This window comes from Geobacillus sp. LYN3 (assembly GCF_003064505.1).
GTDB lineage: Bacteria > Bacillota > Bacilli > Bacillales > Anoxybacillaceae > Parageobacillus_B > Parageobacillus_B toebii.
The window spans coordinates 1,990,129-2,015,809 of the sequence record NZ_QCWL01000001.1; the positions used below are offsets into that span (position 1 = coordinate 1,990,129).

Genomic DNA, 25,681 nt, shown 5'->3' on the forward strand with positions numbered 1-25,681 from the left:
ATTTTCTATGACCGAAATGCCCTATTTGTGCTGGGCTTTTTTATACACTAGCACTGGGGTGAATAGTTACTAAGGGACAGGTCATTTTGATTTTTCTATTAAAATAAAAAAGCTTGCCGATGTAATCGACAAGCTGTATGATTCCAAATTAGTATAATATGTAGTTAAGATAATGATATGGCGGAGGAGGAGGGATTCGAACCCCCGCGGGCTGTGACACCCCTATCGGTTTTCGAAACCGACCCCTTCAGCCAGACTTGGGTACTCCTCCACTTCGTTGATGGAGCCTATCGGACTCCTGCGTGCGGGGCAGGCGCTCTTCTAGCTGAACGAAAGTCCCATCACGAAATGATCGGGAAGACAGGATTTGAACCTGCGACCTCACGGACCCGAACCGTGTGCTCTACCAAGCTGAGCTACTTCCCGTTCATATCCATTGTTCTCTCGTTAGCGCCAATTAGTATTCTATATTAAAAAAATAGGGTAGTCAATACTTTTTTAGTAAAAAACTTTTCGAATAAAGAATAACGCATCCTGACATGTTTTCGCCAGCATTTTTCTACGTATATGATGTACAATCTCTATCATGTTCGTGATCAATCGTCGACTAACCAAGCCACCCATCCCAATCATCTTTTTAAGAGAAAAAGGGAATCTCCTCTTATGTCAGAGGAAAGTCCCCCTCTATTTTCAATATACATCCCGCTTCGTAAAGACGATAAATGAAATCACGAGTGCCGCAAGTCCCCACACTGCCAGCACCGTCATGGAAAACCCGAGCGTCATGCCTTCAATCGGCGGCGCTGTCCCATTGACATAATCCGTAAGGCGAAGATTGACCATAAACAAATATTTTGCCGATTCCCACGAAGACACCATATTCGATAAAATCGCTCCGGAAATCAATGCCGCAAGCATAATGCCCATCACTGCGGCGGTGCTGCGCATCAATACAGAAAGCATGAACGTCAATGTTCCAACGACAATCGAAACAAACCAAGCAAGCCCTAGTTCGATTAACACGTACTTCCATTGTGGAAGCAAATGTACCCCTTCCGTATTAAGTTCTTCACCGTTAATGGTAAAACCAGTTAGTAACGGCAGCCGCCATCCTTGATACCCAAATACAATCCCCGAAATCAAATAAGAAAGCAGAGCGACCATCAATAAAATAAACGAAATCGATAGAAGAAGCGCTATGTATTTGCTAAGCAAAATCGTTCCACGTTTGACCGGTCTTGTAAGCAGCAGTTTAATCGTTCCTATGCTTGCTTCTGAGGATACTAAATCCGCCGCGATGACCATCATTAAAAGCGGAAGAAACAAATCGATCGCGTTTTCAATAAACATGCGCATAAACGTTGGCGCACCGGGAGCGGATGGATTAATGTCATGTTCCAAATAATATTGTTGCTGCTGAAGGCGAATGTGCAAATATTTGCGCCATTCTTCCGAAATGCTGCTTGAATTCAGACGGTTTTGCGCGTCAATAATTTGCTGCTGCAGCTGCGTCCGCCAATCTGTTGTTCCGAGCCGTTCCTGTATTTCCTGCACCTGCTTATATTGCGCGTATGTAAAAAGGACAACGAGTACGGCGACAATCGCCGCAATTACCGATAACCGCTTTTTGCGGACAATTTTCAGCATTTCGTTGTACACGAGGTTACTCAATCGCATCCCCTCCCGTTAATTCAATAAACAAATCCTCCAGTGTCGGCAGTTTCGGCTGAATTTCATGGACGTGTACTCCCGCTTCTACTAGTTTTTTGTTCCATATAGCTAAATTCTTTCTTTCATATGGAGTCACCAGCCTATCTCCTTGAATGGCGACAGGCGACGTTTCTTTCTCTAGTATTTCTTTCGCTGTTTCGATGGGGGCGGCTTTCCAGACAACTCTCGCTTGTTCTTTAAGCAGCCGTTCCACCGTATCCACCCGAAGCAGCGTCCCTTTTGCCATAATCGCCACGCGGTCGCACATTAATTGAATTTCGCTTAACAGATGTGAGGAGACAAGCACGCTCAATCTTTCTGATTCCGCCAAAAAGCGGATAAATTGGCGCATTTCGCGAATGCCGGCAGGATCAAGCCCATTGGTCGGCTCGTCCAAAATCAGCACTTTCGGCTTTCCTAGCAGCGCCTGCGCAATGCCGAGACGCTGTCGCATCCCAAGCGAATACGTGTTCACCCGATCGTGAATGCGGTTTTGCAAACCGACTAACTCCACCACTTCCATGATTCGTTCTTTTGGAATATCGGGAACCATGCGCGCAAAGTGCTCCAAATTTTCCCATCCACTTAAATACGGATATAATTCTGGATTTTCGACAATGCAGCCGATATGGCGAATCGCTTTGGTAAACTGACGCTCTAGGTCATAGCCGCAAATAGAAATATGTCCCGATGTTGGCTTGATAAGCCCGACAAGCATGCGGATGGTGGTCGTTTTTCCCGCGCCATTCGGTCCTAAAAACCCAAATACTTCACCTTCCTTCAGTTCAAATGAAATTCCTTTGATAATTTCTTTGCGGCGAATTGTTTTGCGTAAATCGGTTACGACAAGCGGTGCGTGTGTTGTCGTCATTGTTTGTCCTCCTCCGTCCACGTAATTAAAGAAGCGACACGTTCGCCAATGCGTTTATAGCCTTCCTTATTCGGATGGAAATGGTCGCTGTACAAATAATCATTCACATGAAGCTCAAACAAATCGAATATCGGCACAGCAATGATATTTGGATAGCGAGCTGCCGTTTCTGCCGAAGCAAAATTCCACTGCCTTACGATCGCGGATGTCTTCTTTGCGTCACCGAGGTCGCTAAACGGATTGTAAAGCCCGATGTAAAAAACAACTGCATCTTTATTGACGCTGCGAATCGTTTGAAAAATACGGTCTAAGTTGTGTAAATACGCGTTTTTTGCCTGCTCGATTTGCTTTGGCGCAAGCTTTAGCGCTTCTCCGCCTTGAAACAAATCATTCCCGCCGATCGTCATCACGATGATGTCAGCCATTTTTAGCTGCCTCTTTATCTCAGCTTGTCCTAATTGCTTAAGGAGTCCGTCAGATCGCTGTCCTTTAATAGCCAAGTTTGTTACACGAATCGGTTTCGTTGTTTTTTTACGGAGAGAATCGACCATATAGCCAATATACCCTTTTCCGCTTTCGTCTCCCGTTCCCCTTGTCAGCGAGTCGCCAAGAGCGACAATGTAAATTTCACGGTTGTCCGCTTTTTTCTCTTTTGTATATTTCGTCGTGCCTGCTGGCGGCATCGCGGCGGAAAAAAATTGATCTTGAATGCCCATGGCAAAACCGCCAAGCCATAATATTCCCGCCAGCACGGATACAATCGTGATGGTGCTTACAATACCGCGTCTCATGCAATCATCCTTTCTTATCTTTGTTACTTATCATACAATATTTTCATCCAGGTTACACCTTTAGACTCTCCGCATTTGATAGTAAAAAGCACGCCGTTATAAAACAGCCGCCACAATGAAAAAGCTTGGTGATTTCACCAAGCCGTTCTTACTGGATTATGTTCAAACAAATTTCTAGTGCCTTACCGTTTTTGCAAATAATCTACAATTCCCATCGAACATACTTGTAAATCGAGACGGATGATGTCATACGCTTCTGATGTCGGTGAAATATTTCTTTCTTGCAAGAAAGCGCTGACTTCTTCATACAGCTTGCGAAAAACCGCTTCAGCTTTTTCCTGCATCGATGCGCCAGGCATGTTGGCAATCGCTTTTTCTCCTGCTTCGACAAACTTTGGAAGCCAAAAACGAAGCTGTTCAAACGCTGCGCGAGGGTTTTCTAGCATGCCAAAATGACCGAAATAAATGCGTTCAGGTTGAAGCTGCTCCAATCGCTCTGCCGATTGCAGCATCGCCTCTGGCCGGAATTGGTTCGGAGAAGTGGACGGCAAACAATATTCAAGCCCATCTTTTAGCAATTGCGGATAAAACACTCCGATCGTATCGCCAGTAAAAACGCCGCGGCTGCGCGAATCGTAAATCGAAAAATGATGGTTGGAATGGCCAGGCGTATCCAAAAACGTCAACGTACGCTCACTGCCGAGCGTAAGCGTATCACCATCTTCTTTCACGATGAGACGATCCTCTGGAATCGGTACAACCGGGGAAAACAATTGGTCAAATTTTTCCCCATACACCGCCTTTGCTCCTTGGATTAACCGTGATGGATCTGCTAGATGCCGCTTCCCTTTCGGATGAACAACAACAAGGGCGTTCGGACATTTTTCAAGCAGCACGCCAGCGCCGCCAGCGTGGTCCAAATGAATATGTGTCACAATAATATAGCGGATATCCGCAGGATCAATTTGAAGCGCTTCTAGTCCTTTTAATAAATACGGAACAGAAGGGCTTGGACCTGTCTCAATAATAGCAAGCTCTTCTTCGTGAAGCACATATGTACCGGTGCGCTCTGCAACTCCTAAATCAAACAGATCAATCATCGAAATGTTGTGCCCTAAATCACGAGGTTTTTTCATCATATCATCTCCTACTTTTTATCTTTACTGAATATTCTACCAAATTACATATAAATAGAGAAACTATATTATTTTAAAAAATGGAAAAGGACATGAACCGATTTCAAGCAAAGACAACTTTGAAATCCATCGTTCATGCCCAATGAAAATTGTTCCATTGTAAAGAAGCGTCTATAATATTCGCAGCTAACAGGAGAATTTAGCGATCAGTACAATGCGGAACTAAATATCCTTTGCGAAAAAAATTATTCAACTGTCATTATGACGCAAGATGATTAGATAGAGACGCTTTCCGATGTGTGCGGATTGCCCACCATATCGAAACAGCCCAGCCAAATATGATGATTGCGTAAATCGTTGCATGCCAATTTCTAGGAGTTTCCCATGCATGAAGCAAGGTGCGAATGTTTGTGAAAATGATGATGCCTCCAACTAGAACCCCAAGCAAATGGGATGGCATCTTACGAACAAGCCACGCGGCGATTGGCGCAGCGACGATTCCCCCTAACATTAGCGTTCCTACCCAAAACCAATTGACTTGTTCCCAGCCTAACGAAATGACGAATCCAATGGTAGCGGATAAAGCAACGGCAAATTCCGACGTATCAACTGTTCCCACCACTTTTCTCGCTTCCATTCCTTTATTCGCAAGAAGAACAGGGGTGGAAATCGGGCCCCATCCTCCTCCGCCAGTGGCATCGAGAAAGCCGGCCACTAAACCAAGAGGAACAAGCTGCTTATTCGAAAATTTCCGCGGTGGTTGTTGATCTTGTCTAGGTGAAAGAAATAAAAACCGATACATAATATAAAACCCAAGCGCCAACAAAAATAGTGAAATATATGGTTTAATGACATCCCCTGGAAGATTGCTTAAAAAGCAGGCACCGAAAAACGCGCCAAGCGAGCCGGGAATAATTAATTTGATCACCATGTCACGGTCGACATTTCCAAATTTAATATGAGACGCGCCTGAAGCTGCAGTTGTGACCACTTCCGCTAGATGCACCGAGGCGGAAGCGACCGCCGGAGCAATCCCGAACGCAAGCAACAGTGTTGTTGATGTAACCCCATACGCCATTCCGAGCGAACCGTCGATGAGCTGAGCGATGAATCCAACAATCACAAACACGATTAACTTTTTCATTTTTTCCCTCCACCTAAAATAATCGAAATATTCCTATTAATTTATACATTAATACCAAGTAATCAAAGTTGTCAACTATGAATTGTAAAAAAACAAAACAGGGTTCAGACCCATCGTCTGAACCCTGTTTTGTCCAAGTGTAAACCAACGGAATTTTATCATGTGATCATCTCCCCCTTTACTTTCGTTTCGAGGGGGGATTGGGGAAAAATATTAAAATTTGGCTTGATATTGTTCAACTTCCCAAGCATGCACAGCGGTGCGATAGCTGTCCCACTCCGCTTTTTTCATGGCGACATATTCACCGAATACGTGATCACCTAGAGTTTTGCGACCGATTGTGCCGTTTTCGAATTCTTGAATTGCAGCTCCTAAACTAGCTGGAAGATTTTCGATGCCAAGTTCGGCGCGGCGCTCTTCTGTCATATGGAAAATATCTTCATCAATTGGCGCCGGAACCTGCAAACCTTTTTCGATTCCGTCCAACCCAGCGGCAGCAATGATGGCAAACGCAAGGTAATGGCATACCATTTTTCCAAAGAAAAAAGGTAGGAAATGCAAAACCCTAATATTAATAATTGGATAAATCCGCGTAAAGCGGACCAAATAATCTCTTTTTCCAATTTTAACGACTGCCGGTATGAGATAAATACCGGCACAAGAATAAACAGCCATATGATGAAAAGCGATGTATTATTGATTTGATTCAATAAAGACACCTTCTTTCCCATACGCCGCTAGTTCATATGCCGATGCCGCCATGAACCTGACGGAATGAAAGGAAGGTGTGCCGCTTTGCTTTTCGGATACACATACACGTAGCCTTCGATTGGCTGTTCAATGTCTTTCACCCAAACCCGCTCGTATTCGTTATATTGGCTGCCTTCTTCATATTCTTCAAGCTCATCCATCGCTTTCAGCCCTTCTTTTGTTACGGTAAACCATTCGCCGATTACTTCGCCTTCTTCTTCGATAACGAGCGCGGGGTATGCACCGACGTCATATAAGCGCCCTTTCACTCTTCCTGGCTGAATATGGCGAATGTACGGTGCCGCAATATGATGATTTTGTTCCCCGACTAGCAGTGTTCCGTATACAAATACACGATACAGTAGCGGTCTCATTTTTTCTCCCCTCTAGGTTTATAAGTTTACATAATAATATTACGGTTATATGTAAAGTAGAAAATTATATCTACTACTAACCATACCGAAAAAACAAAAACAATGGAAGCCCTGCCTCTCATCCATCCTTGCAGCTCCGAAGCTGCGCCAGTGTGAATTTGTCTTTTCGAAAGGAGCTGACCGCCACAAAAAAGTGATATCGCCAAAAGCGATATCACTTTTGTTTCGTCACTTATGCTTTTTGAACGTTTGCCGCTTGTGGACCACGGTTGCCGTCTATGATGTCAAACATAACCGTTTGGCCTTCTTCCAATGTTTTAAATCCTTCGCCTTGGATCGCCGTGAAATGAACGAACACATCATTGCCGCCATCCATCTCAATAAATCCATACCCTTTTTCCGCATTAAACCATTTTACTTTTCCTTTATTCATTGGGATTCCTCCAAAATAAAAAGTTGACCATCGTTCCGTTACCGATAGAAAAAAGCCGTGCGCTCATGCAAGAAAGGGAGCATACATAAGAAGGCCCTTTCTTTGAATGAGGCACGACTTATTACGATCCTTCCATATAACGAACGAAATGGCGCTTCGTTAATAATACTTTATAAACAAAAGAAAGTCAAGATTTTTTGCTATTCTTTCCATTTAATGCTGCAGCCGAGGCTCGGTTTTTGATTTTCCGGCACCGGTTCATTATTTAATAATGCATCTAGAGCAGCACGAAGCGACGCACCGGTAACCGGGATGCCGTTATTTGGCCTTGAATCATCCAGCTGTCCGCGGTAAACACATTTTAAATCGCGGTCAAACACATAAAAATCCGGCGTGCATGCCGCTTGGTACGCTTTCGCCACCTCTTGTGTTTCATCAAATAAATATGGGAACGGATATCCTAATTCTTCCGCCACTTTTTTCATATTTTCCGGCGAGTCTTCTGGATATTTTTCGACATCGTTGGAATTAATGGCGACAAACGTAACTCCTTTTGGCTGATAATCATTAGCAAGACGGACAAGTTCATGCTGTACATGTTTTACATACGGGCAATGGTTGCAAATGAACATAATAACTGTTGCGACATCCGATTTGACATCTTCTAAACGTACTGTTTTTCCATCCACCGCATTCACTAGTTCAAACGACGGCGCTTTTTTGCCTAACGGGAACATGTTCGATTCAACTGCTGGCATACATCCACACCCTTTCCAAATCCATATTTTACTTTATTATACCAAAGCAACAAAGCGAATCACAAATCCCCGCTTCAACGGATGAACGAATAAACATACATATAGCATTCACGTCATTCACGACGCTCATAAGCGTTTAGTTCTTATATCTAAAATGTAGAAAACATTCCTGCAAATAATGGAGCTCCGGAAATTGTATAAAAGGAATATCACTAATATTGGAACGGCAACAGCGAGCACAAACGCCAGCTGAACGTGAACGGCAAAAGACATGACTACCCCAAATACGACAAGAAGCGGCGCCCTTAAGGCAATTCGCAAACTCATAAACACCATATTTTGTATTTGCGTCACATCGTTCGTCATTCTCGTGATCAGCGAAGCAGTTGGAAAGCGTTCCAAATTCGCAAACGAAAACGATTGAATTTTTTCAAATAAATGTTTTCGAATCGCAAATCCGTACTCTTGGCCCACGTAGCTAGCAGCAAAAGAATTGGCAATCCCAGCAGCAAATGACAAAAGCGAAGCGCCGAGCATGACCGCTCCCCACGTCCAGACGACAGAAAGGTTTTTTGCCATTACTCCGTCGTCAATAATTTTCTCCATCAACAACGGCTGCCATAATTCTACTAACAGCTCAATCAGCATGAGCGACCATGCAACGATCATCCATTTTCGATACGGTTTTAAGTAAGATAGTACTTGCTGCATCCTTTCACTCCCCCGTACCTGTGATCTCAACCCTCTGCATGAGGAAAGTCGGCACTAAAAAGTTTTTCCTGCGCCTGCGTGCAAACATTCACTCTTGTTCGGCCAAACTTTTATGGACAAACACCTCATTGGTGTTTAGCGCCCTGTCGGTTCGGTTCAAAACCGTTTTTCTCCCGATGGCTTAAGTCACGGGATTTCATGTGTAAAATTTAGTTACCATAGCGAATGACCGAGGGAGTGTCACTTTTGACATCGATGTTGCAGAACATTTTGTTTACCGATATCCATTAAAGTTGTCAGTTCCGTTTCCGGTAGTTAGCCCAAATTTGCATAAACATTTCTTGGTCAGCAATCGCTCTGTTTTGCGAAGCAAAAAACTGGATAATATCTTGTTCGTTTTCCACGATTGGAAACAACTTATGAAATTTCGCAATCATCAATAGTTTTTCGACTGTTTTATTCGATGAAACGACAAAGACCACTTTCTTTTTCTTCGCAACTTCCTTTTTTAAAAAATGGATTAATAGTGCCAAACCGGTACTGTCGATAAACAGAAGCTCATGGACATCAATAATGACGATATCTCCCTTTATTTCCGCCAATGCCATTTGAATCTTTTGTCTAGCAAGCTGCTGCGTGCTGTAAACCAACTTCCCTTTCAGCAATATTTTTTCATATTGTTCTAACGATGTAATTTTCAGTTCAAAAGTGGATATCCGACTATCCATTGCGCCCTCTCCTCATTTTCATCGCAATTGCGCATTTTCCATTTTCTCGCCGTTCAAACCATATATCATCCATGGTTTCTTTAATCAGCAAAAGCCCGCGGCCAGATTCAGCAAGCAACATATCTTCAAGGCTTTTCTCCCGCATTCGCTCAATTTGTTTGATAGGAATTCCGTTGCCTTCATCCGTAACAGTGACAGTTACATCCTCTTCCGTAATTCGCAAAGATAATACAAATGTATTCTTTTCTGTTTCTTCTCCCGATTGTCTTATTGCTGCCACTGAATTAATAACCGCTTCATGAACAGATAACACAAACATATCGCGATCGTGAACCGAAAAAAAACGAGCAATTTGTTCCGCTAGCAAATCGCAAAAATCAATCGCCTCGTCCGTCGCTTCACATTGAATCTTCATTTCGTACATTGCTTTACACCCACTGATCATTAATTTCAAGAAACGATCGTTATTGAATCGTAATAGATAATAAGCATATATCATCGGCAGGATTCATTGGCGATCGACTATGATCAATTAGCATATGCAAAAATTGTTTATCTGGTAAATGGCTATACATTTTTGTATAGTTGCGAATTTTATTCATGCTTTGTAAAATGGATGAATCCATTTCATCTAAAATCCCATCCGTGTATAAAAATAATCTTGTTCGTTTTTGATAATGAATAACTTCTTTTTCAAACGGGACGGAAAACGGACTGCCAATCGCTAGTCCTCCCTTATCCAATTCAATGATTTCTCCATCTTCCGTAACCAACAATCCAGCAGGATGACCTGCATTCGTATATTCAATCTGCTTTTTTTTCGTATCAATCACTAAATAGATCATGGAAAATAAATATCTTATTCCATTTGCATCGTTAGGAAATAAGTTTTGTACATGCTTTTCGAGTTCTATAGCGACATACACTGGATCGATGACACGCACAATTAATCCCCTTAATAGTGAACGGAGCAACATGCTGACAAGCGAAGAGGAAATGCCATGTCCCATCACATCAATAATAATGACGCCATAGCGGTCATAATCAATTTGGTAACATGCATACAAGTCGCCAGACAAGTCATCCGATGAAATATAAATGGCATCCATCGTCACTGCATCGTTTTGTATCGGAGGGGTTAACACGCTTTGTTGAATTTTTTTCGCAAGCTCCAATTGCTTCTTATACTCTGCTTCTTTTTGTTTTTGTTTTGTGATATCCATAACCATCATCATATATCCCGTAACATTTCCATCCGAATCAGTAACAGGAATGGCAGAATAAGCAACGTCCACGAACGTTCCATCTTTTCGTCTAACTGTGCGTTCGCCTGTTGAATTTTTTAACTGATGAGAAAACATCGCTATGCATTGAGGATGATCATGAAAAAACGAGAAAAATTGCCGGCCGATCACTTCTTCCCGTTTCCATCCAAACAATGTTTCTGCGGCATTTCCCCAATCCATTACCGTCATATTTTTACATAACGGAATAACAGCAATGGGAGCCGTTTCATAAATAGCTTGAAGCATTTGTTCTGATTTTGGTGAACGAATAATTGTTTCCACATCAGAAAAACGCCAGACGTAAAATTCGTCCGCTGCACCTGTGAGTGAATAAACCGTTAACATTCGGACTAATTTCCGGTCATGGTCAATAAGATGATCAATTTCTCCTTCCCAATAGCCGTTTTCTAACACAGACTTCCAGATTAATTCGTACTTCTCCACATCATGTTCATCGGAAAGGAGAATTTGAAAGGATTGACCGATTAACTGTTCTTTTGAATAACCAGTTAATGTTGCCACCCCATCGTTTACTGCCACAATCATTTTGTTCCGATCTGTAATGACAATTCCTTCGCTTGTACGATGACCGCATGTTTTTCCTACCACCTGTAAATCTAGTTTCACCATTGTTCAACCCTTTTTTCGTTGTAATCTTTCTTTTTTTTCATATAAAAATGAAGCAAACATACACGAAATTCCGCCTCATGATAAAAGGCCGCCTTCGAAAAAGGAGACCATTTTTTTCGAAAATTATAAAGTTTTCTTTTTATTTATTTCGATTATCGCACTTTTTTTCCTGCTTTTTTCATCATAAAAGAAGTAAGTATTTTTTCTTCTTTTTTATTGTTTAAAATAGCGGTGACGGATTGCGGCAATAACGAGCAAGCATAACGGGATGATAATTTGTAGTGGTATATGTATATAGATTGTCACGATTTTCAACCCTTCTTTAATATGTTCCGGGTAATTGCTCGCGATGGCGATGGATAACAGCAAAACCAACAGCCCAAGCGGATATACGAGACGCTGATGATTTTGAACACGAAATACATTCGCTGTTCCAATCACCGCAGCATAAAAAAATACGGATACTTTAAAAAATCCGCCAATAATAAGGGCAATCATAAAAAATATATCCAGACGCTCCAAAAAATTCGCAACTCGAATTCTCCGTATCGTGTCTAAAAGTGGAAACGAAGATCGGGCGACAACATCCGCTCCAAGGACGGCAACGTTGATCGTCATAATGATCGCCAAATTAAGACCGCTTAACACCATACCTGCTATCGCCGCTTGTTTCATTTTTTCCGGGTTATTCATATATGGAAACAACATCGTAAAAACAATCATTTCCCCAAATGGAACGTAAAGCGTCTCAGAAAACACAACTTTAAATACCCGTTGCCATCCATCTTCCAACATCGGTTGCAGCCGATGGAGATCGACCAGTCCTGCGGAAATGACTAAAATCAATCCAGATACTGCGAGGAGATAAAGCAAGGTAAGAAACAATTCCCCCGTCCGCGCAATGACCTCAATCCCTTTATAAACGCCATACATCACCGTTAATATCATAATCGCATTTAAAATAAAGAGCGGTGTTTCTGGATACGCAAACGTTAACAACAGCTCGCCAAAATCACGGAGGACCCGGGAAGCAATATAAAGAAAATAAACAATATATGCAAACGCCAAAACTTTACCGATCCAAGGGCCAGTAATGTCTTGTACATACGTAGTCAATGGGGCATTGGGATAGTAACGATAGAGGCGGTAATAAACGAAAAACAATAATAAACCAAATGTTAAACCTAATAATATCGCAAGCCAAACATCTTGTTTGGCGCCTACACCAAGCGGAATAACGATTGCGCTTCCATGCTCGAACAGTACGATTAGTACAAATAATTGCCGTGCGTCTATCTTCGCTCGTTCCATCATTTCACCGCCCTCACTGTCCAAATAGGTACGATTTCGTTCGCAATCCTGTCCGGCGAATAAACGCTTCTACCGTTACATTCACCTCTAGCTGCGGAAAATAGTGATCATGCCAATCTGATTTCATTGTTTTCCATTGCCGCGGATAGGAACGATAGACAATATCTCCAAACCCAAAGATATCCGTTTTTGCTTTTTTTGCTTCTTCTATCGCTTTGACCACTTCCTTCTTTATACTTTTTTCCGCTTTTTTTTCTAATGCAAAAATTTGCTTAGGATTGGTAAAATCAATGGAGCCAAACTCTTCGCCGATATCTCCCTCTGCCTGAATATGAATGGAAATGGATGGTTTTCCTTTTTTCATATGCGCCGCTACGCTCGTTTTGGCACGAACGACTTTATAGACAGCTGCTTCTTTTTTCTCTTTCCATTCGATCGTAACGCCTGTTTGTTCCATTTTATCCAGAATCCATACCACTCCACGAGCTGCTTCGCCATTAATCCATCTGACAAGTTTATCATCTTTAAACATAGCTAGGCCATTGACATTCAATCGTGCATCAGGTTCAGAAGCTTGCACGTTTGTTTGCCGTTTTCCTTTTTGCACGCTCCCAACAATCTCCACACCGCTAATGATAGGCGCTTTTCCTGGAGAAGCAAGATCGTTAATTATTGTTCCTATATCAACATTAATCGATTGCCCCCATATTTTTTCAGAAAATTGTAATGTTTTTATAATTTGATTTGCTGGAATTTTATCAATGGGCGTTAATATTTTGAGAAACTCTTCCGCTGAATGATGCCGGGCGATCACGACCATTGCTGTCGCGCGAAATTCACTATTTCTTTCGAGTGCATCAAACAATCCGTTGACTCCTTCTTTTGCCACTTCTTCACCAATAACCACTAAGTTGGTATGCGCATAATAGATAAGCCGCGATAGTTTTTTGGACGCTTTCCGGCTTGCCTCGACGAGGTTGTCTCCTGTTGCTTTGTAGATGGAAACCGGCACCCCGCCACTGCCTCCACCGCGCTGTGTCGAACCAGCAACGTTTCCTGGGTTGACGACTTGAAATGTCACCGCAAATTTTCCATCCTTCGTTTTATCAATTCCGACAGCGATGACAAATGCCAAATCGGTCAGCTCTTTTTTGCTCCAACATCCGGAAAGAACCGTGGCACATAACAGAAGTAAAAGGGTGATTGCCATTTTTTGTTTCATGATTGCTCTCCCTCATTTTTCTCCTGACGATTGGAAGCAGGTGGCTGAGATCGTTGATGATTTCCCTGGCGAATAATATTTTTCTGATTGATTAAACGTGGCCGTTCTTTAAACGCCCATGTCGGCACACGGAAAAGCGTATCGCCCATGTTGGATGGAATAAACGGAGCAAGCGGTGACATATATGGAACGCCAAAGGAACGAAGACTGCATAAATGAATCGTCATCACCAAAATTCCTATAATAATGCCGTAAAACCCAAACATCGCCGCAAGAAACATGAGCGCAAAACGAATGAGGCGCGCAGAAATTGCAATCGCAAACGAAGGGGTCGCAAAGCTGGCGATTGCCGTAATGGAAACGACAATCACCATCGCCGACGAAACAAACCCTGCCTCTACGGCTGCCTGTCCGATGACAAGCGCTCCGACAATTGAAACAGCCTGACCGACAGCACGCGGCAAGCGCACCCCTGCTTCCCGCAAAATTTCAAAAATTACTTCCATCACCAACGCCTCGACAAACCCCGGAAATGGAACTGACTCCCGTTGAGCAGCGATCGCAATGACAAGCGTAGTTGGGATCATTTCTTGATGAAACGTCGTTGCTGCAATATAAATCGCCGGGGCAACAAGTGAAAGAAAGAAAACAAGAACACGCAAAAATCGAAGTGCTGTTGCAATATCAAAGCGAGCATAATAATCTTCAACCGCTTGAAAAAATTGGATAAACAAAGCGGGCGCAATGAGCACAAATGGAGTTCCTTCAACGAATATGGCCACTCTACCTTCGAGAAGATTGGCTGCCACCACATCCGGCCGCTCTGTATGATACGTTGTCGGGAAAGTAGTAAATGTTTGATCTTCGATTAATTGTTCAAGATATCCTGTTTCAAGAACACTATCAATATGTATGCGGCGAAGCCGTTTTCTGACTTCCTCGACGATTTCATCGTTAGCAATTCCTTTAATATACATAATGGCAACGTCCGTTTGTGTCACTTCGCCAATTTTCATTGTTTCGAGCCATAGATTCGGATTTTTAATGCGACGGCGAATGAGGGTGGTGTTCATGCGCAGCGATTCCGTAAATCCATCGCGCGGACCGCGAATAGCTAGCTGTGTTTGCGGCTCTTCAATCGCTCGATATTCTCCCCCACTCGTACTTGCACTTAAAGCAAACGTCACTCCATCAAGAAGAATAATCGTCTCCCCTGACATAAGTGCCAAAAATAAATCAACCCACTGGGAGATGCGCTCGATTTTGCCGACAGCAGCCAGTTTTTTTTCCATAAAGCAAAACGTATCTTTCGGGGATAAGGTAGTCGGAAACGTTGCTGTCATAAGCGGTTCAAGCAAAAATTGATACACATTTTTTTCATCGGCAAGCCCATCGATAAAAATGAGAGCAGCACGAATCGATTGTTCTTGTCCAATCGTAAAACGACGGATGACAATATCGGAACTGTTTCCAGTCGTATGGCGGATGATATCGATATTCACATCAAGCAGCGAATGAATCGGCTCATGCGGAACATCTTGGGCTTGGCCGCTTTGATCGCGTTCTTGTTGTGTTGTCGTTCCTTGCTTATCTTGTTGTTTTTTTCGCAATCCCCACTGAAACAGCATCGTTTTCCCCTCGCTCCAACTCATTTACTTGCCATTATAGACAACGAAGGGGGCTAATATACGATAAACGAATGATTTCATTTTAGAAAACAAAAACTAAGGAAAAACAGCAACAGTAGGTGAAATAGATGAAAGTGCTGGCTATTTCATTGTTGATTGGCAGCATTTTAATCGGTGTCGCCATTGAAATGGATATGTTAATGGGCTTTACGTTGCGTCAATCGATGCACAACGTCTTTAACCCATTTCGTGTCATGGAAATACCGGAAATGTTTATTTTATTTTTATTTTTATTGTTATGGATGCTCGATGTGTTAGCGGTGTTATTTCTCCAAAAGCAGAAAAAAACGTAAAAAAGGTTTCTTGCCTTGGCAAGAAACCTTTTTTACGTCATCATTTGCTCGTCCTGTCGAGACGAAGCAGCCGCAGCGAATTGAGCAATACGAGCAGCGTCGCTCCCATATCCGCAAAAATGGCCATCCATAATGTAAGCCAACCTGGAATAATAAGAACAAGTGCCAGCACTTTTAACAAAAAAGCAATCGCAATGTTCTGTTGAATAATGCGCATCGTTTTCCGTCCTAACCGAATGGCATATGGGAGTTTCCCAAGATCATCGCCCATTAAAACAACATCCGCTGTTTCTAACGCTACATCTGTTCCAATATCCCCCATGGCAATGCCAATGTTTGCCGCAGCGAGCGCGGGAGCATCGTTGACACCGTCGCCGACCATCGCGATACGTCCTGATTGTTGCTGTAGCATTTGAATCGCCGTCAATTTTTCTTCTGGAAGCAATTCAGCGCGAATATCGGTAAGCGGAAGGGAAGAAGCAATGGCCCGCGCTGTCGTTTCGTGATCGCCGGTTAACATGATGGTTTGAGTGATTCCTAGATTACGTAATGTTTCTAGCACAAAAGCGGCATTTTCACGCAGTTGATCAGAAACGGCAATCATTCCAAGCACCTTTGTTTCATCACCAAGCAGCATGACCGTATGTCCTTGCTTTTGTGCACGTGTGATTTGCGCGCGCACGTCTTCGCCGATAGACGCATCGGAAAACAAGGACGGTTTTCCAATATAATACATGGTTCCGTTCACACATGCTGCCGCTCCTTTGCCGGTCATCGCGCGAAACTCGCTTACTTGCAAACTGTCGAATGATATTTGTAATTCCTCTGCTTTGCGTAAAATGGCAGAAGCAAGCGGATGCTCTGACTGTTTTTCGATGGCTGCGGCGATTTTTAACACTTCTTTTTCATCCAGGCCGCCAAATGGATAAATATCGGTCACTTCTGGGGTTCCAGTCGTTAATGTTCCTGTTTTATCAAACGCAATAGCCGAAAGTTTTCCGATTTCTTCTAAATACGCTCCACCTTTAATAAGCACTCCTTGCCGTGCCGCTTGCCCAATGGCGGTTACAATTGCGACCGGCGTGCTAATGACAAGCGCGCACGGACATCCGACGACAAGCACCGTCAAGCCGCGGTAAATCCACGTCAGCCATTCTCCGCCAAGCCATAGCGGCGGCACTATTGCAAGAAGGAAAGCAATGAGCATAATCGCTGGCGTATAATAGCGCGCAAAGCGATCGATAAATTGCTGGGCTGGCGCCCGCTGTGCCTGCGCCTCTTCGACAAGATGAATGATTTTCGCAATCGTTGTGTCTTTCACCTGCTTTGTCACTCGTACTTCGAGCGCTCCTTCTGCATTCAACGTTCCGGCATATACTTCATCGCCAATGGTTTTGGCTACCGGCATCGATTCACCTGTAATCGCCGCTTCGTTTACGGATGATTCACCGCGAAGCACGATGCCATCCATTGCGATTTTTTGCCCTGGTTTCACAATTATCGTATCGCCGACAACGATATCTTCCACATCCACTTCATACTCTTTGCCATCTCGAAGCACGATCGCTTTTTTCGGAGCAATATCCATCAGCCGTTGAATCGAACGGCGCGCCGTATCCATGGAATACCGCTCAAGCGCTTCGCTAACCGCAAATAGGAAGACAACGACCGCTCCTTCTTTCCACTCTCCGATGCACGCTGCCCCAATGACAGCAATCGTCATGAGCGTATTCATATCAAATTGCAGACGAACAAGATTGTTGATTCCGGTTTTTAATAAATGGTAGCCGCCAATGATGATACTTGCTGTAAATAATAAAATGGTCGCAATATGCCGTTCCCCGATCGTATAAGCAGCCACATAGCCGGCAAGAAGAAATAAAGCCGATATCATCGCAATCACATTTGTTTTCTTTTTCCAAAACGGTTCTGCTTTCTGTTCTTTCCGCTCTGTTTCCGGAATGACGGTAATTCCGTCAAAAGCACCCGCTTTTTCCAGCTCCGCAATCGACGCTTCGCCGATGACCGTTAGCTTCGCCGCGCCAAAATTGACTTCGGCATCTTTGACCGTCGCAATGCTTTTCACATTTTTCTCAAACTTTGCCGCACAGTTGGCGCAGGAAAGGCCTTGAATACGGTATACATGTTTATTTTCCATCGTGTTCTTCCCCCTCTTTGGCGTGAACAAGCGCCAGTGCCACAAGCTGTTCGACATGGTCGTCTTTCAGCGAATAAAACACGAGCTTTCCTTCTTTGCGGTGCTTGGCGATTCCCATATCGCGAAGCAAACGCAAATGGTGGGAAGCGGTTGCGACCGTGCAGCCGATAATCGTCGCGACATCACAGACGCATAATTCTTTTTCAAGCATTAACGCATATGTGATTTTTAAGCGCGTCGCATCGGCAAGCGCTTTAAACAGCTGTTCCACCCCGTTGATTTCATTAATGCGCTGCCGGACGGCATCCACTTTTTCCGCGTTAATGGAAAATACTTCACATACATCGTTCGCCATCTTGTCACCTTCATTCAAATATTCATTTGAATATAGTATATTCCTTCATCAACCAAAACGTCAATTCATTCAAACGATAATTTGAATGTTTTTCATCAAAAAAGGGAATCACAATGATTCCCTTTTATCATTCCGCATTTCCCTGGGCTTTTTCGAACAGATGATGATCTTTGAGCCATTTTTCGACATGAGTATACGTTTTTTTCCATTCTAGTCGGATGATATCACCGTCGCTTTGCAGCAGTTCGATATCCCCCTCCCATACGTTGTCATCCAGCATGGAGCTTGCCGGCTCTTCCATTAAGTCGGCTTTTAACGCTTCGATAAATGAATCAATTTGCTGCGGCTCGATGATCGTCAACGTTTTCTCGCCCGTTTCCGGGGTGTGGAAGGCAACTTGGCGAATCGGCGAATATCCTTGATCGCGGAGCAATAAATAATAGTTTTTCTTATACTCTTTCGATTCTAAAATTGGTTGGAAATAGGAAAAATATTGATCGCTAGGCACATGGTACTGACGAATCATCCGCTTGCCGTCCTTTAGCACATAGCCGATGACCACTTGTCTTTGTTCCGTAAACGGCGATGGTTTTGGCTGATCGTTGACTAACTGTTGGTGAAACGCGTAGACGGCGTGAATGTTTTCCTTTTCCTTTAAAAATTGGTTTTCTTGCTCAAACGGCTCATACGAACGTTGGCCATTCTCGACAAAATCATAAACGGAACCGCCGAAATAGACTTGGCGGATATCCTCTAGCGCCGGCAGCCGTTTTTCATATCCGGTTATATCCAGATGAACCAAAATGCCAATGACCACCATCGCCGCGGCAAAATAAGCGTACCCTTTCCACTTATGGAAAACGCGCCACGTTTTTTCGATAATCATTTCGGCAACGAAAAAGCCGATGAATGAGAAGGTGACATATCCGAATACAATCCAGGAAAACTGATTTTGCGTAGCGCCGAAATAAAAACCGCCGACGAGCATCGTACAAAACGCGACACCATACTTAAAGATCGGACGGAGCGCCGGAAACGCCAGCGCCTGCGTCGCCGCCTCGCTATGCCGTTTTTGGTACAGCCAAATCGCGAAAATAAGGAACACCATAATCAAAAGCAGATAAGCAAGCGATTCGCCCGCTGTCAACGGTTCTGCTTCGAGCTTTAAATAGCGGAAAAATGGAACAATTGCTTCCAGGTTTTGCGATAAATAATAATCGGCCGGGAAGCCAACCAATAAAAACGAGGTATTGGTTAACAACAACATCGTGATGCCTGCTGGGAATAAAAACAAAATATAAGTAAATACCACTTGCAGCGTCGACATACCTGTCATTATGCCAACAAAAACAGAAGCAGCAAAAACAAACAGCTCCATGATAGCCGTTTCCCACGTCCAGCGAATGATGTCACCGATAGCAAGCGGCATGGAAAGGCTTAATCCATAGCGACAAACGATGGCAAGCAATGAAATAAGCATGATTGGAATGACAATAAGCATCACGCCAAACACGGCTTGCTGGCAAAACAGCTCTGCTCGCTGCACAGGCAAGCTATGCATAAAATCAGAGGATTGTTTTCCTTGCATGTAACGAAATAATAGTGCAGCTAATAGCACCGGCAGCGTAAAAACGATCATCGTTTGAAACTCTGCGGAAATGCTATATAAGTTTTTCCATTCAATGAAAACACCGCCATCTTTCTGCTGGGAGTAAGCCATCAATAATTGCAGCGGAATGGCGGCGAACCAAAGCAAAAAATGCACAATGCCAATCCAGCCGACGCTGCGAAGATTTTGCACAAAAAGCCCGCGATTAAACGATAATATTTTCGATGGCATAGCCGACATCCCCCATTTCGTAAATGAAAATTTCTTCGAGCGTAAGCGGCAGGATATCGAAAATGAGCGGCTGAAACGGCTTAATATAAGAAATGATTTCCTGCTTTTCGCCGCGCACAATAAGGAGAAGGACGCTGCCGCGCTGTTCTTCGTAAACGATATCAAGCTGCTCGGCAAATTGCTTTGGAATTCCATTCCGAAAAGCGACTTGAATTTTATGGATATCGGTTTTCATCGCATCCAGCTCTTTTTCAAACAGCATTTCCCCCTCATGTAAAATGCCGATACAGTCGCAAAGATCTTCCATCTCCCGCAAGTTATGTGAAGAAATAACCACTGTCATTTCGCGTTCAGCGACCTCTTGGACGATAATATTTTTCACTTTTTGTCTAACAACCGCATCGAGGCCATCTAGCGGCTCATCCATGATGAGAACGTCCGGCATCGTTGAAAAGGCGAGCCAAAACGCGGCTTGACGCTGCATTCCTTTTGAAAACTGGTGAATTTTTTTGCGCGGGTCGAGCAAAAATAATTCTTGTAATCTTGTAAACCGCTCCCGATGAAAAGATGGATAGACGCTTTCGTAAAACGCAGCCATTTGCTCAATCGTTGTCTGTGGGAAAAAATATACATGATCCGGCAAAAACATGATTCGCCGCTTTATTTCTGGATTTTCCCATACTTCTTCTCCATCAATGAGCACCGTGCCATGATCAGGACGGATAATGCCAGCCATCATCTTTAGCAATGTCGTTTTCCCCGCGCCATTGGAGCCGAGCAGGCCGTAAATTCTTCCCTTTTGCACTGTCATGTTCACTTTGCGAATCGCTTGAAAGCGATCAAATGTTTTCGTTACGTTCGTCAAGTGAATCATCGGTTTCTCCCCCTCTCTCCCCTTGTTCCGCTTGTTCAATCCATTGTAGCACTTCCTCTTTGGCCACCCCTAAAAAAAGCGCCTCGGCAGCTAGGCGGACAATATCGTGACGAATGGCTTCGATTTTTTCTTGGCTTGCTGCTTTTGGCTGCGGAGAAACAAAGTTTCCCTTTCCTGGAATTGAATAAATAAACCCTTGGTGCTCTAATTCCCGATACGCTTTTTGAATCGTGTTTGGATTAATCGTCAATTGTTTCGCCAACATCCGAACGGATGGCAGCTGCTCATGCGGTTTCCATATTTCGCGGATGATCATTTCTTTCATTTTTTCGACCAGCTGCTCATAAATTGGCTGGCGGCTGCGGACATCTAACTCAAACATCCCCCTCCTCCTTTCACTTTCTGTACCAACTGTACTATCAATAATAGTACACTTATAACAGACAAATGACAAGTACTTTTCATAAATGTAAAAAACGCAACGCAAGGCATAGTATTCCTTACGTTACTGATACTTTTGCACAAAAAAGCAATAGCAGCTCCCTTTTTCATAAAAAGCTATTTTTCCAATCACTTCTTTCCGTATAATAATAGTATGGAATTTTCATAGATAGGAGATATTATATGGGTTCTTACATAAATCAGCATGTATTGAACAATTTGTTTTATATTTTAGTGAGCGTATTTGTTTTTTATTTTATTTATGACCACGGGGAGATATTTAAAAAACGAACATCATACAGAGATGCTCTCCTTGCCGTTTGCATGGGGCTTCCGATCATTTTATGCATGAAATTTCCTATTTACATTGATGAACAGTGTATTCATGATTTCCGGCAAATTCCTTTTCTTGTAGGCACACTGTATGGTGGTGGAATCGTTGGATTTATTTTGCTTTTAACTTTGCTAGCTGCTCGCTCTCTGATTTACGGGTTTGAATATATTACCGCGGTTGTGTACATGACCATGTTTATTATTGCGGCTCTCGTTTCACCAACCTTTAAGGCATTGAAACGTTCAAACAAACTTTCTATGTCGGTCTGGTTAACCTTGTTTCTGGCGGTTCTCACCACATTTCTCGCCATCATCATCGCCCAATTTCAAGTAACGGACTCTTATATTGTTTATTTCATTTTACTTCCTCCCATTGGAATGCTATTTGTCGTGTATATAATGGAAACATTAAAAGAAGCGATTATCATGCGCTCCAAACTAGTAAAAGTCGAGAAAATGGAAGTGGTGAGTCAACTCGCGGCGAGCATTTCACACGAAATTCGCAATCCATTAACTGTTGTCAAAGGATTTATTCAATTATTAAAAACTCCTTCTCTTTCACAAGACGCAAAAGATCGCTACATTCAAATTGCTTTAGACGAAATTAATCGAGCGGAAGCGATTATTAACGAATATTTAACCTTCGCCAAACCAGCCTCGAACAAAGTGGAACGCCTGATGGTAGATGACCAGCTGCGAAAGGTCATTCAGATGTTGGCGCCAATGGCTCATATGAACTCGATTGAAATTGTTGAAGAGCTACAACCCGGCGCGATTGTTGGAAACATTCAGTACTTTCAGCAGTGCTTTTTAAATTTGATAAAAAACAGCATCGAAGCCATGCCGAACGGAGGGACATTAACGATTTCATCCCGTTTGCATGGCGATCATGTTATCATTACGATTAAAGACACAGGAGTGGGAATGACAACGGAACAAGTAAACCGTTTTGGTGAGCCATATTTTAGTACAAAAGAAAAAGGAACTGGCCTCGGAACAATGGTAGCTGTAAAGATGATTCAAACGATGCAGGGAACGTTGCATATTCAAAGCGAGGTTAATAAAGGAACCACGTTGACGATTACGTTTCCTAAAGCTGCGAACTGATTCTGTCAGTAAAAGAGGGAGGTGGAGCTAATCCACATCCCTTTCTTATGTTATAGATGTCGAGTTGGAAGATTGTCTCTCTTTTTTTGGAGACAATAAAAGAACGGTCACCATAATGCAAGCGGCTCCAATAGCTTGAAACAGGCCGAACGGAACATGTAAAAAAACAATCGAGGCGATTACAGCTGACAGCGGCTCTACACTAGACAGCAAGCTCGATTCCGTTGGCGATAAGTAGCGGATGCTTTCGACAAATAATAAAAACGCAAATAACGTGCCAAATACAATGACAAACAAGATAAGCAGCCACGTCTCCACATCCCAGCGAATCGCCGGCAAAGGAAACGGAGGAAAAACGAAACACATGCCTCCCCCACCGATGACCATTCCCCAGCCGACAACGACGATGGAGTGCCACTTTTTCAGCATCTGTGCCGAAGCTAACGTATAAAATGCTAAGGCAACACCAGAAAGAATTCCCCAAACGACAGATATCAACGGCACTTTTAATTCTCCGGTTGAACCGTTTGTAATTAATAGAAAAGTTCCTAAAAGAGCCAATACAATTGCAAGCATCACCTCTTTCGATGGACGATGTTTTTGAGCAGCCATGGCGTATAACACGATATAGACAGGAGCTAAATATTGCAATAATGTCGCCGTAGCCGCATTGCCGGTGGCGATCGATGCAAAATATGTATATTGCACACCAAGCATGCCGACAAATCCAAACAAGAGCAAGCTTCCGATGCTTTTGATGCCGGTCCAAATCGAAAATATCGCCATCCGTTTGCATACCGCAAACAATAACAACGCGCTTCCCGCAATCATCATTCGCACCACGACAAGCCATTCTGCGGTTATTTGCTTATGCTGAAATAACACTTGCGCCGCTGTTCCTGATAATCCCCAAAGCGTTGCACCGGTGATGACCATCATTAGACCTTTTATTCGACTAGAGACTTGTGCGAGCATGATTCTCCCCTTCTTTTGACTGATGTTGATGGATAGGAGACATAACGGCAATAAACACCCCTATGATAATCAGCAACCCGCCTAAATAAAACGAGGCGGTTATCTGTTCATGTAAAAACAAAAAGCCAAAAACAGCGCCAACAAGCGGCTGAAAAAAGAAAAACAACGAGCCAATCCCGGCATCCATCATTTCCATTCCTTTATTCCAAAGAAAAAACGCTCCCGCGGTCGAAATAATCCCAAGATAAAAAATTCCAAATATGACAATCATATTAGGAAAAGAAACAGGTTGCTCATTCAGCTCCCAAAGCATAACCGGGGTAGTGAATAATAAGGCAAACAAAATGGCGTATGTGGTGATCGTCAAGGCCGAAAAGCGGGTGGAGGCCACTTTCACGTACACAGATAAAAGCGCCCATGTCAGCGCCGCCCCAACTAACATCATATTTCCCCAAAATGATTGTCCTCCGCTATTGTCAAAGCCGATGACGATGACAACCCCGATAGTAGCCAGCAAAAGAGCGATAACTTTTCTCAAGGTGACGGATTCGTTTAGGACAAATTTTGCGAATAAGACAATAAACGCCGGAGTCGCCGACGTGATTAATGCTCCTGTATGCGCATCGGATAATTTTGTTCCGATAAATTGCAAAGATATCGAAACAAAATAACCGATAAAACCGATCCACCCAAGCAAAAGCCAATCTTGTTTTTGAATGGATATCCTCGTTTTTGTTTTGTATTGATGGACTTTTAATATTCCAAATAAAACAACGAACGCGATTGCATAACGAAGCCAAACTAACGTAAACGGCGGAACGAAATCAAGGACGTATTTGCTGACAACGTACATTCCGCCCCAAATGCTTGCTGCCAAAGATAAACAGAAAGCGCCAAAAAATGTATTTTTCATCGTGAAACAAACCTCCGTCTTTATAGGGATTAAAAACCTCATCCCTAAGACAAGGCGTGGTTATTGGCTGCTCGCCTCGTCTTAGAAACAAGCAGACGGCTGGTCGTTTTCCAATAAATCGAAATACATTCTCACCGTTCCCACCCTTTTCTCTATATCATTCCATTTTGTTTCATTGTATCAAATGATCGTCAAATACACATTACTATTTTTGCATATTATTCCATGTATGTTGCAAAAAAGTGTGAGTAAAATGTTTGTGGGAAAAATTCTTAGAAGTTCCCCGATGAGGGGGTTGGGAACGTAGGTTCGCAATCCCCCCTCATCGGGGCCACCAAGCGAAGCGCGGTAGGATCCCAAGCAGGAAACATGAAAAAAGGACTCTCTCCCTGGTAAGATATTCATTGACCACACTATCAAACAGGAGGAGAGAGTCCCATGAATATTCAACAACATCTTACCACAAATTCGTTGTCATGGAAAGAGATCGAACTTGATTTGTTTCGAGCCTTGCAAAACGCCTTCGCCGAGCTGTTTACGGCTCTGTTGGAGGACATCGACCGACAATTGGCGGAAACCCGGGACAAGCGCCGGTACCACTTGAAAGACAAACGACGCACCACGATTCAAACCCTGTTTGGCGAAGTTACCTTTGAGCGAAACTACTATTTAGACCGAGAACAAAACCGTTACACGTTTTTGCTTGACTCCTTTTTAGCGTTTGATGGATCACAGTCAATCAGCCCTTGTCTAGAAGAAACAGCGGTGGGATTGGTTGTGGAGTGCTCTTCCTATCGCAAAGCGGCTCGTACGCTTGCTCAGATGGTCGGGTATCCGGTGATGAGCCAT

At 43.3% G+C, this 25,681-nt stretch carries 25 protein-coding genes, 2 tRNA genes and 2 pseudogenes; 3 read left to right on the forward strand and 26 right to left on the reverse strand.

The annotated features are described in order from the left end of the window. Window positions 1-178: 178 nt before the first annotated feature. The 19 genes and pseudogenes from DCC82_RS10340 to DCC82_RS10430 form a co-directional block, all read right to left on the reverse strand. A tRNA-Ser gene (locus DCC82_RS10340) sits at window positions 179-271 on the reverse strand. An 81-nt stretch (window positions 272-352) separates the two neighbouring features. Further along, window positions 353-426 (reverse strand) — tRNA-Pro (locus DCC82_RS10345). A gap of 264 nt (window positions 427-690) precedes the next feature. Further along, entirely contained in the window at window positions 691-1,671 is a 981-nt protein-coding gene (locus DCC82_RS10350; protein WP_015863992.1) for an ABC transporter permease, read from the reverse strand. Further along, window positions 1,664-2,581 carry an ABC transporter ATP-binding protein gene (locus DCC82_RS10355; RefSeq protein WP_097354554.1) on the reverse strand — a complete coding sequence of 306 codons (918 nt, stop codon included), beginning with the start codon at window positions 2,579-2,581 and terminating at the stop codon, window positions 1,664-1,666. The genes DCC82_RS10350 and DCC82_RS10355 overlap by 8 nt, the downstream gene beginning before the upstream one ends. Then, complete coding sequence (locus tag DCC82_RS10360; RefSeq protein WP_015863994.1) at window positions 2,578-3,372, reverse strand: SGNH/GDSL hydrolase family protein; 795 nt, start codon at window positions 3,370-3,372, stop codon at window positions 2,578-2,580. Before DCC82_RS10360 ends, DCC82_RS10355 begins: the two co-directional genes overlap by 4 nt. Before the next feature lie 182 nt (window positions 3,373-3,554). Beyond that, entirely contained in the window at window positions 3,555-4,508 is a 954-nt protein-coding gene (locus DCC82_RS10365; protein WP_041269677.1) for an MBL fold metallo-hydrolase, read from the reverse strand. 259 nt (window positions 4,509-4,767) lie between these two features. Next, entirely contained in the window at window positions 4,768-5,652 is an 885-nt protein-coding gene (locus DCC82_RS10370; RefSeq protein ID WP_062677448.1) for a sulfite exporter TauE/SafE family protein, read from the reverse strand. Window positions 5,653-5,865: 213 nt separating this feature from the next. After that, window positions 5,866-6,171, reverse strand: a pseudogene (locus DCC82_RS10375) (type I glutamate--ammonia ligase); the annotation flags it as partial. Next, window positions 6,075-6,383, reverse strand: coding sequence for an ABC transporter permease (locus tag DCC82_RS18195; protein WP_233252981.1), 309 nt, complete (start codon window positions 6,381-6,383; stop codon window positions 6,075-6,077). The gene DCC82_RS18195 and the pseudogene DCC82_RS10375, both read right to left, overlap by 97 nt. 6 nt (window positions 6,384-6,389) lie before the next feature. Beyond that, window positions 6,390-6,776 carry a gamma-glutamylcyclotransferase family protein gene (locus DCC82_RS10385; RefSeq protein ID WP_015863997.1) on the reverse strand — a complete coding sequence of 129 codons (387 nt, stop codon included), beginning with the start codon at window positions 6,774-6,776 and terminating at the stop codon, window positions 6,390-6,392. Window positions 6,777-7,008: 232 nt separating this feature from the next. Further along, the gene (locus tag DCC82_RS10390; protein ID WP_015863998.1) at window positions 7,009-7,209 is read right to left on the reverse strand and encodes a cold-shock protein; all 201 of its coding nucleotides are present in this window, start codon (window positions 7,207-7,209) and stop codon (window positions 7,009-7,011) included. Between the two features lie 200 nt (window positions 7,210-7,409). Next, a complete protein-coding gene (locus DCC82_RS10395) occupies window positions 7,410-7,967 on the reverse strand; it encodes a thioredoxin family protein (protein ID WP_097354555.1) in 558 nt (185 codons plus the stop codon). A gap of 195 nt (window positions 7,968-8,162) precedes the next feature. After that, window positions 8,163-8,678 (reverse strand): annotated as a pseudogene (locus DCC82_RS10400) (ABC transporter transmembrane domain-containing protein); the annotation flags it as partial. A 296-nt stretch (window positions 8,679-8,974) separates the two neighbouring features. Next, complete coding sequence (locus DCC82_RS10405; protein ID WP_097354556.1) at window positions 8,975-9,406, reverse strand: STAS domain-containing protein; 432 nt, start codon at window positions 9,404-9,406, stop codon at window positions 8,975-8,977. After that, window positions 9,399-9,830, reverse strand: a complete 432-nt coding sequence (locus DCC82_RS10410; RefSeq protein ID WP_097354557.1) for an ATP-binding protein — start codon at window positions 9,828-9,830, stop codon at window positions 9,399-9,401. The genes DCC82_RS10405 and DCC82_RS10410 overlap by 8 nt, the downstream gene beginning before the upstream one ends. A gap of 40 nt (window positions 9,831-9,870) precedes the next feature. After that, on the reverse strand, window positions 9,871-11,322 hold the full coding sequence (locus DCC82_RS10415; RefSeq protein WP_187252141.1) for a SpoIIE family protein phosphatase: 1,452 nt from the start codon (window positions 11,320-11,322) through the stop codon (window positions 9,871-9,873). A 213-nt stretch (window positions 11,323-11,535) separates the two neighbouring features. Continuing rightward, window positions 11,536-12,633: a GerAB/ArcD/ProY family transporter gene (locus tag DCC82_RS10420; protein WP_097354558.1), complete on the reverse strand. Its 1,098-nt coding sequence runs from the start codon at window positions 12,631-12,633 to the stop codon at window positions 11,536-11,538. 13 nt (window positions 12,634-12,646) lie between these two features. After that, window positions 12,647-13,855: a Ger(x)C family spore germination protein gene (locus tag DCC82_RS10425; RefSeq protein WP_097354559.1), complete on the reverse strand. Its 1,209-nt coding sequence runs from the start codon at window positions 13,853-13,855 to the stop codon at window positions 12,647-12,649. Next, window positions 13,852-15,483 carry a spore germination protein gene (locus tag DCC82_RS10430; RefSeq protein WP_097354560.1) on the reverse strand — a complete coding sequence of 544 codons (1,632 nt, stop codon included), beginning with the start codon at window positions 15,481-15,483 and terminating at the stop codon, window positions 13,852-13,854. Before DCC82_RS10430 ends, DCC82_RS10425 begins: the two co-directional genes overlap by 4 nt. A 128-nt stretch (window positions 15,484-15,611) precedes the next feature. On the opposite strand from DCC82_RS10430, the gene DCC82_RS10435 reads away from it, so the two are divergent. Next, window positions 15,612-15,836 (forward strand): YczF family membrane protein, encoded by a 225-nt coding sequence (locus DCC82_RS10435; protein ID WP_097354561.1) that lies wholly within the window; start codon window positions 15,612-15,614, stop codon window positions 15,834-15,836. Window positions 15,837-15,876: 40 nt separating this feature from the next. On the opposite strand, the gene DCC82_RS10440 is transcribed toward DCC82_RS10435, so the two are convergent. The 5 genes from DCC82_RS10440 to DCC82_RS10460 all read right to left on the reverse strand — a co-directional run bounded on the left by DCC82_RS10440 (window position 15,877) and on the right by DCC82_RS10460 (window position 21,445). Further along, window positions 15,877-17,994 carry a heavy metal translocating P-type ATPase gene (locus tag DCC82_RS10440; RefSeq protein WP_097354562.1) on the reverse strand — a complete coding sequence of 706 codons (2,118 nt, stop codon included), beginning with the start codon at window positions 17,992-17,994 and terminating at the stop codon, window positions 15,877-15,879. Continuing rightward, window positions 17,984-18,349 (reverse strand): ArsR/SmtB family transcription factor, encoded by a 366-nt coding sequence (locus tag DCC82_RS10445; RefSeq protein ID WP_097354563.1) that lies wholly within the window; start codon window positions 18,347-18,349, stop codon window positions 17,984-17,986. The genes DCC82_RS10440 and DCC82_RS10445 overlap by 11 nt, the downstream gene beginning before the upstream one ends. 127 nt (window positions 18,350-18,476) lie before the next feature. Further along, window positions 18,477-20,189, reverse strand: a complete 1,713-nt coding sequence (locus tag DCC82_RS10450; RefSeq protein ID WP_097354564.1) for an ABC-2 transporter permease — start codon at window positions 20,187-20,189, stop codon at window positions 18,477-18,479. Then, complete coding sequence (locus DCC82_RS10455; protein ID WP_062677689.1) at window positions 20,164-21,063, reverse strand: ABC transporter ATP-binding protein; 900 nt, start codon at window positions 21,061-21,063, stop codon at window positions 20,164-20,166. Before DCC82_RS10455 ends, DCC82_RS10450 begins: the two co-directional genes overlap by 26 nt. Continuing rightward, a complete protein-coding gene (locus DCC82_RS10460) occupies window positions 21,029-21,445 on the reverse strand; it encodes a GntR family transcriptional regulator (protein WP_062677690.1) in 417 nt (138 codons plus the stop codon). Before DCC82_RS10460 ends, DCC82_RS10455 begins: the two co-directional genes overlap by 35 nt. A 242-nt stretch (window positions 21,446-21,687) precedes the next feature. Between DCC82_RS10460 and DCC82_RS10465 the strand changes: the two genes are divergently transcribed. Next, window positions 21,688-22,944 carry a sensor histidine kinase gene (locus DCC82_RS10465; RefSeq protein ID WP_097354565.1) on the forward strand — a complete coding sequence of 419 codons (1,257 nt, stop codon included), beginning with the start codon at window positions 21,688-21,690 and terminating at the stop codon, window positions 22,942-22,944. Window positions 22,945-22,989: 45 nt separating this feature from the next. Here the strand turns inward: DCC82_RS10465 and DCC82_RS10470 are convergent, their stop codons facing one another. Both DCC82_RS10470 and DCC82_RS10475 read right to left on the reverse strand, forming a co-directional pair. Beyond that, window positions 22,990-23,919, reverse strand: a complete 930-nt coding sequence (locus tag DCC82_RS10470; protein ID WP_015864007.1) for a DMT family transporter — start codon at window positions 23,917-23,919, stop codon at window positions 22,990-22,992. Further along, window positions 23,900-24,832, reverse strand: coding sequence for a DMT family transporter (locus tag DCC82_RS10475; RefSeq protein WP_097354566.1), 933 nt, complete (start codon window positions 24,830-24,832; stop codon window positions 23,900-23,902). The genes DCC82_RS10470 and DCC82_RS10475 overlap by 20 nt, the downstream gene beginning before the upstream one ends. A 438-nt stretch (window positions 24,833-25,270) precedes the next feature. On the opposite strand from DCC82_RS10475, the gene DCC82_RS18200 reads away from it, so the two are divergent. Then, on the forward strand, window positions 25,271-25,681 hold a 411-nt coding region (locus DCC82_RS18200; protein WP_233252982.1), incomplete at its 3' end, for a UPF0236 family transposase-like protein.

Coding starts and splice junctions, on each gene's coding strand:
- DCC82_RS10355 (WP_097354554.1), bottom strand. CDS start 2,581: ATGACGACAACACACGCACCGCTTGTCGTAACCGATTTACGCAAAACA.
- DCC82_RS10360 (WP_015863994.1), bottom strand. CDS start 3,372: ATGAGACGCGGTATTGTAAGCACCATCACGATTGTATCCGTGCTGGCG.
- DCC82_RS10365 (WP_041269677.1), bottom strand. CDS start 4,508: ATGAAAAAACCTCGTGATTTAGGGCACAACATTTCGATGATTGATCTG.
- DCC82_RS10370 (WP_062677448.1), bottom strand. CDS start 5,652: ATGAAAAAGTTAATCGTGTTTGTGATTGTTGGATTCATCGCTCAGCTC.
- DCC82_RS18195 (WP_233252981.1), bottom strand. CDS start 6,383: ATGGGAAAGAAGGTGTCTTTATTGAATCAAATCAATAATACATCGCTT.
- DCC82_RS10385 (WP_015863997.1), bottom strand. CDS start 6,776: ATGAGACCGCTACTGTATCGTGTATTTGTATACGGAACACTGCTAGTC.
- DCC82_RS10390 (WP_015863998.1), bottom strand. CDS start 7,209: ATGAATAAAGGAAAAGTAAAATGGTTTAATGCGGAAAAAGGGTATGGA.
- DCC82_RS10395 (WP_097354555.1), bottom strand. CDS start 7,967: ATGCCAGCAGTTGAATCGAACATGTTCCCGTTAGGCAAAAAAGCGCCG.
- DCC82_RS10405 (WP_097354556.1), bottom strand. CDS start 9,406: ATGGATAGTCGGATATCCACTTTTGAACTGAAAATTACATCGTTAGAA.
- DCC82_RS10410 (WP_097354557.1), bottom strand. CDS start 9,830: ATGTACGAAATGAAGATTCAATGTGAAGCGACGGACGAGGCGATTGAT.
- DCC82_RS10415 (WP_187252141.1), bottom strand. CDS start 11,322: ATGGTGAAACTAGATTTACAGGTGGTAGGAAAAACATGCGGTCATCGT.
- DCC82_RS10420 (WP_097354558.1), bottom strand. CDS start 12,633: ATGGAACGAGCGAAGATAGACGCACGGCAATTATTTGTACTAATCGTA.
- DCC82_RS10425 (WP_097354559.1), bottom strand. CDS start 13,855: ATGAAACAAAAAATGGCAATCACCCTTTTACTTCTGTTATGTGCCACG.
- DCC82_RS10430 (WP_097354560.1), bottom strand. CDS start 15,483: ATGCTGTTTCAGTGGGGATTGCGAAAAAAACAACAAGATAAGCAAGGA.
- DCC82_RS10435 (WP_097354561.1), top strand. CDS start 15,612: ATGAAAGTGCTGGCTATTTCATTGTTGATTGGCAGCATTTTAATCGGT.
- DCC82_RS10440 (WP_097354562.1), bottom strand. CDS start 17,994: ATGGAAAATAAACATGTATACCGTATTCAAGGCCTTTCCTGCGCCAAC.
- DCC82_RS10445 (WP_097354563.1), bottom strand. CDS start 18,349: ATGGCGAACGATGTATGTGAAGTATTTTCCATTAACGCGGAAAAAGTG.
- DCC82_RS10450 (WP_097354564.1), bottom strand. CDS start 20,189: ATGCCATCGAAAATATTATCGTTTAATCGCGGGCTTTTTGTGCAAAAT.
- DCC82_RS10455 (WP_062677689.1), bottom strand. CDS start 21,063: ATGATTCACTTGACGAACGTAACGAAAACATTTGATCGCTTTCAAGCG.
- DCC82_RS10460 (WP_062677690.1), bottom strand. CDS start 21,445: ATGTTTGAGTTAGATGTCCGCAGCCGCCAGCCAATTTATGAGCAGCTG.
- DCC82_RS10465 (WP_097354565.1), top strand. CDS start 21,688: ATGGGTTCTTACATAAATCAGCATGTATTGAACAATTTGTTTTATATT.
- DCC82_RS10470 (WP_015864007.1), bottom strand. CDS start 23,919: ATGCTCGCACAAGTCTCTAGTCGAATAAAAGGTCTAATGATGGTCATC.
- DCC82_RS10475 (WP_097354566.1), bottom strand. CDS start 24,832: ATGAAAAATACATTTTTTGGCGCTTTCTGTTTATCTTTGGCAGCAAGC.